This window comes from Pseudomonas sp. WS 5071 (assembly GCF_012985765.1).
GTDB classification, from domain to species: domain Bacteria; phylum Pseudomonadota; class Gammaproteobacteria; order Pseudomonadales; family Pseudomonadaceae; genus Aquipseudomonas; species Aquipseudomonas lundensis_A.
In genome coordinates this window covers 1-7,363 of record NZ_JAAQWY010000060.1, presented here as the reverse complement: position 1 = coordinate 7,363, position 7,363 = coordinate 1, and the positions used below count along the sequence as shown (strand labels likewise).

The 7,363-nt window shown below is 54.7% G+C and carries 7 protein-coding genes; 4 read left to right on the top strand and 3 right to left on the bottom strand.

All coding sequences use genetic code 11. The features are described from left to right. Positions 1-188 (bottom strand): transposase (locus HBN61_RS22005; RefSeq protein ID WP_524539063.1); only part of this gene is annotated, 188 nt, incomplete at its 3' end. Further along, the gene (locus HBN61_RS23050; protein WP_170047905.1) at positions 160-393 is read right to left on the bottom strand and encodes a ribonuclease H1 domain-containing protein; all 234 of its coding nucleotides are present in this window, start codon (positions 391-393) and stop codon (positions 160-162) included. The genes HBN61_RS23050 and HBN61_RS22005, both read right to left, overlap by 29 nt. A 172-nt stretch (positions 394-565) precedes the next feature. On the opposite strand from HBN61_RS23050, the gene HBN61_RS21995 reads away from it, so the two are divergent. Together HBN61_RS21995 and HBN61_RS21990 are read left to right on the top strand one after the other, a co-directional pair. Then, positions 566-2,164 carry an ATP-dependent nuclease gene (locus HBN61_RS21995; protein WP_170047904.1) on the top strand — a complete coding sequence of 533 codons (1,599 nt, stop codon included), beginning with the start codon at positions 566-568 and terminating at the stop codon, positions 2,162-2,164. Beyond that, on the top strand, positions 2,157-3,227 hold the full coding sequence (locus HBN61_RS21990) for a UvrD-helicase domain-containing protein (RefSeq protein WP_170047903.1): 1,071 nt from the start codon (positions 2,157-2,159) through the stop codon (positions 3,225-3,227). Before HBN61_RS21995 ends, HBN61_RS21990 begins: the two co-directional genes overlap by 8 nt. A gap of 35 nt (positions 3,228-3,262) precedes the next feature. Here the strand turns inward: HBN61_RS21990 and HBN61_RS21985 are convergent, their stop codons facing one another. After that, the gene (locus HBN61_RS21985; RefSeq protein WP_170047902.1) at positions 3,263-4,870 is read right to left on the bottom strand and encodes an LA2681 family HEPN domain-containing protein; all 1,608 of its coding nucleotides are present in this window, start codon (positions 4,868-4,870) and stop codon (positions 3,263-3,265) included. A 138-nt stretch (positions 4,871-5,008) separates the two neighbouring features. Between HBN61_RS21985 and HBN61_RS21980 the strand changes: the two genes are divergently transcribed. Beyond that, complete coding sequence (locus HBN61_RS21980; protein ID WP_346266469.1) at positions 5,009-5,263, top strand: TatD family hydrolase; 255 nt, start codon at positions 5,009-5,011, stop codon at positions 5,261-5,263. A gap of 96 nt (positions 5,264-5,359) precedes the next feature. Next, positions 5,360-7,252: a DUF2254 domain-containing protein gene (locus tag HBN61_RS21975; RefSeq protein WP_170047901.1), complete on the top strand. Its 1,893-nt coding sequence runs from the start codon at positions 5,360-5,362 to the stop codon at positions 7,250-7,252. Positions 7,253-7,363: the final 111 nt, after the last annotated feature.

Below are 7,363 nucleotides of genomic sequence, written 5' to 3'. Positions count from 1 at the left end.
TGGATGCGCAGCATGGTTTCCAGAGGATAGGGTTTTCTACCGCCGCCGGCCTTGGGGTAGAACGGTTCGATCAGCTCCAGCAGGCCTGCCCAGGGCACCACCTGATCCATTTCGGCGAGGAAGCGCTCTCGGCGGGTTTGCTTGCGCTTGCCGGCGTACTCAAAGTCGGAAAAGCTCATCTGGCTCATGGGCGGCTCGGATCAGGTGTTGCGGGGATTCTCGCATAACTGAAGGCTTGTTCGGAGATTCCTTAGGGAAGCCTTTGCCGGTGACCGGCAGGCTACACACGGTTTTTATCGGTCGCCTTGCATTCGCAGCACTGCCATCCCATGTGTTGAAAATCCCGGTGGGTTTGCCGGAAACGACTGCGTAGTAGCGGGTTCTCTTGGCCATCCCTAGTTGCCTTACAGCCTCACGAGAAAACGCAGTCTATCGCAATCATTAGCGCATTGATCTGATGACCTTGGTCACCTACGAATACCATCAGTGGCGCCATCGGCAACCCGCTGTAAACTCTTCACATTCGCCGACCATCTGGACGGCAACCCTCTGGAAAGGAAAGACGATGATCACGAAGATCAAAGTGAAGGGTTATAGGATCCATCGAGACTTTGAGCTGGAACCGAATCCGAGGGTCAATCTACTTGTCGGCGGGAACGATGCGGGCAAATCATCTTTGATGGAAGCTATTGCCCTCGCGATGACTGGGCGCATCGGGGGAAGACCCGCAGCAGAAGAACTCAATCCCTATTGGTTCAACAAAGCGGTAGTGTCTGACTTCTTGACCGATCTCCTGATTGGAGAGGCGACTTGGCCCACAATTGAGATCGAACTGTTCCTCGAAAACCGACCCGACCTCCAAGCCCTGTGCGGTGTGCATAACAGCGCCATTCCTGCGCAGGCCTGTCCAGGGGTGGTATTCCGCGTAGTACCCAACCCTGAGTACGACGCAGAGCTTCAGGCGTGGACGGAGGATCCGTCGATGCTGCTACCGGTGGAGTACTACAAAATCGAGTGGCGCCATTTTGGTGATTCAGAGCTCACCCGACGTCCGCGAGACCTTTCTATTGCGATCATCGACTCACGCACGATCAGAACGTTTGGCGGCGTAGATTATCACCTGAGACAGATCTTGAACGATCACCTGGAGCCCTCCGAGAAAGCCTTGATCTCGCTGGAATACCGGCAGGCGAAATCAGCTATGTCGGATGGAGCCCTTGCAGCGCTTAACGATCGACTGGGGCAATTGGAAGCGTCACTTCACCAGCAACCCCTCAAGGTGGCCATGGATCAGACTTCTAGAACATCTTGGGAGTCGGCTGTCTCACCGCACATAGACGATGTTCCGTTCTCTATGGCCGGCCAAGGCCAGCAGGCTTCTATCAAAATCTCTCTGGCAATGGGCCGGCATGCCGATCGAACCAGGGTGGTAATGATCGAGGAACCGGAGAACCACCTTTCCCATACCAGCATGGTCACGCTCCTAAACCGCATTGAGCGGCTTGCCGGCGAAGAACAACAGCTGTTCATCAGCACCCACAGCACCTACGTTCTGAATAGGCTGGGGCTAGACTCGCTGCTGCTGATCAATCGGGATGCAGTCACAACCATTACGGGGCTTACTCCTGAGACCGTGGGGTATTACAAGAAGCTTCCGGGGTACGATACCCTTCGAATGGCGCTTGCAGAGAAGCTGGTTCTCGTCGAGGGGCCATCCGACGAGATCATTTTCGAACGGATTTTCCGTGACCTCTATGACATGCCTCCGATGGCGTGCGGCATTGATGTCCTCAGTATGCGCAGCCTCTCCCTAGCCCGATGCCTCGAACTCTGCTCACGACTGGGTAAGCGGGTCGCTGTTTTGAGGGACAACGACGGGCAGGATCCCGCGGCACTTCGAGAAGCCGTGGAGCCATGGCTAGATGGCGAGTACAGAGAACTCTTCATAGGCGAAGTGGAAGAGGGGCGCACATTGGAGCCTCAGTTGATCCATCACAACGGAGAGGCAGTACTGCGTGGGATTCTGGGCATTCGCGTTGACGCTGTTCTCGAAGTATGGATGACCAGAGAAAAAACAGAGGCCGCGATACGAATCGCGGAAAGCGGACAAAACATCGTAGCGCCCGCGTACATGGCCGCCGCGGCAGCCTTCATCCATGGCTAACCACCTAACCCTGGCCGTCGCAGGCTCGCGCAAAACTCAAGGCCTAGTCGAACACTGTGCTGCACTGGCGCCTACTCGGCGTGTGCTCGTGGTGACGTTCACTCAGCGGAACCAACACGAGCTTTCAGTGCGTCTGGCGAAAAGAGTTGGTATGCAGACCAATGTGGAGGTGATGGGGTGGTACACGCTGCTCATCCGGCATTTTGCCCGACCTTTTCTGCCCTTTGTTTTCCCAGGCAGTCGCGTGCAGGGTTTCGACTTTGAGGGGCAACCCAGCCGTTTCGCGACAGAAGAGGCTCGTTTCTTCAATCCTTCCGGAGCACTGTATGCCGCTGAGCTTGGGAAGCTCTCCAATCTGCTGGTGGAGCAGAGCCAAGGAGCCTTGTTGTACCGCCTGGAAAGCCTGTACGACGAGATATTGGTGGATGAGGTTCAGGATCTTAGTGGCTGGGACTGGGAGTTACTGGAGAAGCTGTTCGCGTCCCGCATCGACATTCGGATGGTCGGAGACATTCGGCAGTCGGTACTTTCAACGAGCCCTAGAAGCAGAAAGAACAAGCAATATGCCTACGCCAGGGCTCTTACTTGGTTCCTGGCCAAGCAAAGAAGAGGGGAGATCGAGATCGAATTTCGGAACACGACCTGGCGCTGCTCTCCTGGTATCGCGAGATTCTCAGACACCATCTTCAACCCCGCATGGGGCTTCCCAGAAACGGAGTCGCTCAACGAGACTACGACAGATCACGACGGTGTATTTCTGCTCGCCAAGTGTCACGTTCTCGCATATGTTGAGAGATTCCGCCCCCAGTGCCTGCGCGTAAACGTAAGGTCAGGCGCTGAGTTCGACCTGAACTACATCAACTTCAAGGTCGCCAAAGGCGCAACCTACGAGCGAGTGCTCATCATCGCAACAGGCCCAATCGCAACCTTTTTGCAGCGAGGCATCCAGCTTGATCCCGGGCCCGCAGCGACGTTCTACGTGGCGGTCACCCGGGCACAGCAAAGCGTAGCGATTGTGCTGGATCGACCAGGGCAGTCCGTTGTTCCGTACTGGGCGCCTTGACACATGACCAGCCTCGCGCGTGCACCGGTTGATGCCTAAAACTTCCAGTCGTCCGGGTAATTGTCGACCGGAATAGGCATGATAAAAGCATCAGGATCCCTGGGCTTGCGCGCCTCTTCATGGTGCATAGCCAGGCTGAGATAGATCAAGGCCGAACGGCAAAGCGTTGTGATGAGGCGCGCTTTAGCGACTAAGTCATCCCTTTCGATCACATAGGCCAGTTGATCGGAACGCCGTCCAGAATCAACATTTACGAAATAGGCGGTGTCGACGACCTTGGCATATTTGTGCTCAAGATGATTTCTTAACTCGTCGAGCGCCTTTGCATCCGGCCTAGCGACATTCCTGAGCGTTTTAGAGTAGATGTCTTGGGATAGCCAATAGAGGGCCCGCAGGGGTAGGTTGGGCGTGCACGAAAATTCGTCGCGAATTTCAGGCGTAGCGTTAGCGGCGGCCCCTCTCGGCAAAGGTTTAAACCAGATCGTGCGAAAACCAACCCGGGTCTCAGGAACTCCCAGCCGCCAATAACCATTGATGAAGTACGCGATCTTATCCAGAAGCGAATAGCTTGCACGGAATGCGGTTTTGATTTGCTCCAGCCCCATGGAGTAAAGGGCATGGTCGTAGTTGAGGGCCAGCGACACACGCTTATCGGCCAAGTGAATCGACCCGGAATGCTCGCCTTGGTATAAGCAATGACGAGCAAAGGCATATTCCTGCTTCATCTGATTGAAGAACGCCAGGTAGGTGATGCCAACCTTTGCGTCATGGTCAGGAAGCCCCATGACATCCCATGCAGCAACAGGCAGAGCCCCTAGGTCGTTCATGGGGTTCAGGAAAAGGTGGTTATCGAGGCACCACTGACGGTAACGTCGCTCTTGCTTAGACCTGCCAAGGTTATGCTGAAACAAGTGAGAGTCATCTTCTTCCTCGACTTGGCCTGCCAATCGCTCCTGGTACCACCGGAATGCCGTAATCGCCTCAGCAAAGGTCGAGCCGTCACGACCAATCCCACCTTCAATCGCTGACTCAAGGTGACGCCGTGCGTGAATGAAGAACCAGTGAGCATGACCAGAGTCGTAGAGTGCACCGCCGTATTTGCATAACCCTATTCCGAGGTTTCCTAGAGCCATCCCTAAAATAGGCTGTTCAGCTAGGGCCATGCGCCACTCTGCCAATGCCTCGATCCAGCGGCCACAAACGCTTAACGCGTTACCTAGATTGCAATAAATCCTCGCGCGGAGCGGCGCTTCCAATTCTGCAAATCCTTGGTGTTGTACTGCAGCATGCAGGTAGTAAAGTTGTTTGAGCAGAGCAGGATGATCCAGTCTCCCAGCAAAATTCTCGCGTTCATCAAGGACATGCAGGTGCGACCAAGCGTTTGAGCACGCGTAATGTGTGAGGCAAGCATCCATTGGAGTACAGAGCGAGACGACCTTTTCCGCCAGAGCAATGGCGCCGTGTAACAAGTCGCGATCATCGGCATCACACGATGCATCCACAAGTGAGTCGAAGACACGTCGCAGGCGATCCACGAATTCACCTGTATCGATATGGGCATTTACCACCTGCATGAGCAGATGTCGGTCTTCCGCCCGAGGCTGGTAGCCGATATCCGATAGGTGCTCAAAAAAATCCTGCATTCTGCCTACCTAAATTTGAGGGGATGGCCTAGCGTACCTTGGCACTACCCGATCTTGGATGGTTGTAGTCGTTACATTTTTGCGAACAAAAAGAAAACTCACTGAGGCGGTTTACGAGAGCGTCTATCACACGTAGGGATCACGCAGGTTGCCTGCTGGTTTAGCATTGGGCCGGCAGCGTTCAACTCGGCATCTGGAAAAGCGCTGGCTAGAAAGCTGCCTCGGGATCGCGTGGTTCCGGAAAGCGACAGACCGTTCGCCCAAGTCAAGGTGGCGACTGTTATGCCGTGGAGTTCAGATCAAACGGCCGAGCGGCTGGCTCAGGTTTGGGGTTTCCGGTGGATGAGGTCAAGCTCAGCATCGAATTCAATTCCAGACGGCTCTTATGCCTGATCATGTAACCTCCTGAACCTATGACTGAGTGCAACCGCTAGAGCCGGGCGCCTGCAAGTGGGCTTGGTCTTTTCTCGACTGGAGTGCGTTTACGGAATGAACATGCCACTGTTCAAGGCTAGATTTCACAAGGCTTATGCAGCAGGTGTGCTGCGGCTGCACCAAGCCAAAATAAAGTTCGGTTTTTGGCGGTTGCGCCATGGCTTGAAGCTGGTGATTCTCACGTTGCTGGCCGCTGTGATTGCGAGTGTTCTGTCGGTTCCGTTTCTGCGACGATTGGTCGGAGGTTACTTCAACAGCCAGGAAAGCCTAGGGGCACTCAGAACCCTTCTCGGTGGCACGGGGTCGGCCTTGATTGGTGCGGCTGCTATTGCATTCTCGATCATCGTCTTCGCGATGCAAACTAATGTTGAGCGCATGCCACATGGCTTGTTCAAGCAACTCAGTTCCGATCGCAGGCTGCTCAGTTCTTTCCTCGGATCGTTTCTGACGGCGATCGCTATCGCTGGGACGTCTTTGATCCCGGACGGGAACTGGGCGATCCCGGCGATCCTCGTCGCGCTCTGGGGTATCGCCGGAATCTTGCTGCTTTTTCTCTACGCGTATCGGCGAGCGCTTCAGCTCATCAATCCGATTGAGCAGCTCAACATCATGTCGACAGTGGTTCGTCGGGACTTGCGGAAATGGAGTCGTCTAGCGGACAACGCTGCGATCCTTCTTCGGGAGGCACCGGCGCCGATGTTCCTTGAGGCTAACGCAGAATTTCAGTTCAATGTGCCAAAAGCCAAGTTTTACCAATTCAACGCTCACTGGAGCACCTCCACGCGACAAGCGATCGACTACAGCATTTCCTACGCGAAGCGCTTCGCGGGACAGGGCGATCACGAGGTCACGGACTCCGCATTCCACCATTTGATGCTGATCAATGCCGCTTACTGTGCGGCAAAACACGGCACTTTTGTCGGCAGCAACCCATTTTTCGACATGCCGGAGGTGAGCGACAACACCATCAACACTTCGCTTGAGCAGCTAAGGCAGACGATGCAGGACGCGCTGTCCAAGGGTGACGAAAGATTGGCGGAGAGCACATTACGTGCGTTCGGAGGACTCTATGGCGTGTACCTGGGGATAGAATATCCAGGTCGAGAGGGGAGTAAGCATCACGCTATGCTTGCATCAACGTACCTGGCTTCGGCGGTCGAATCTGTCATTCCGCACAACATGCCTGATTTGATGATGCACGGGATTCGGATGATGGGCCGGGCGTCGCTAATGGCTCTAGAGCATACCAATTCGAACGTAATCGTCACCTTGGCAGAGAAGATTGGCGTATTCGCCTTTGTCGGGATGGTGAAAGCAAATCACCAACCCGTCACGCTGACCGCATTCGATCAGCTTACCGAATTGACTTTCAACCTGTTGGCAAAGGGTAAGCACGATATTGGCTACCCCGTCGGCCAATTGCGCTCGGCTGTGACTACTGCAGCGAAAGGCGTTTTGGGGACTGCCGATACGGCTTTGGTTTCTACGCACTGCAGTACGCTTGGCCCGTATTTTTCGAGCGCCAGTGAAACCTCGCTCCGGGGGCGGCTCACTTCTTTGGTGAATGAGCTTCTGGAGGCATCTGCAAACCACGGACGTGCGAGCGAGATTATTGCAAATATCGAGACCTGGGCGCATCAGATATACGCTCCTCACAAAGAACTCCTCCTGCTCGCCGTAGAGAAGCGATCCCCATTTACACTGGACGCCATCAACTGGGCTATAGGGATATCTGAACTCCTGAATGCTCTGTCGAATGCGCCCGCTTGTCCGGAACACCTCGAAGATGATTTGAAGCGGCATGCGGTTTGGCTTATCTCAACGCTCTCATTCCTTCCGGATGACAGGGAATCAGTGGCTTTTGTTGAAAACCACTCCCTTACAGATAGCCTTTTTGAGGCAGCTCTGGATGGTTCGAGGCGCGGCTATATTGTAGTGGTCAACTAATCCCGGACACGACGTTAAGTTTTTCTTCGGCCCGGGCTGGCGCCAACCCACCGTTGAATTGGTGGGGTCGAACCCAGTTGTACCGATGCATCAAGAAGTGGCTGATATCGC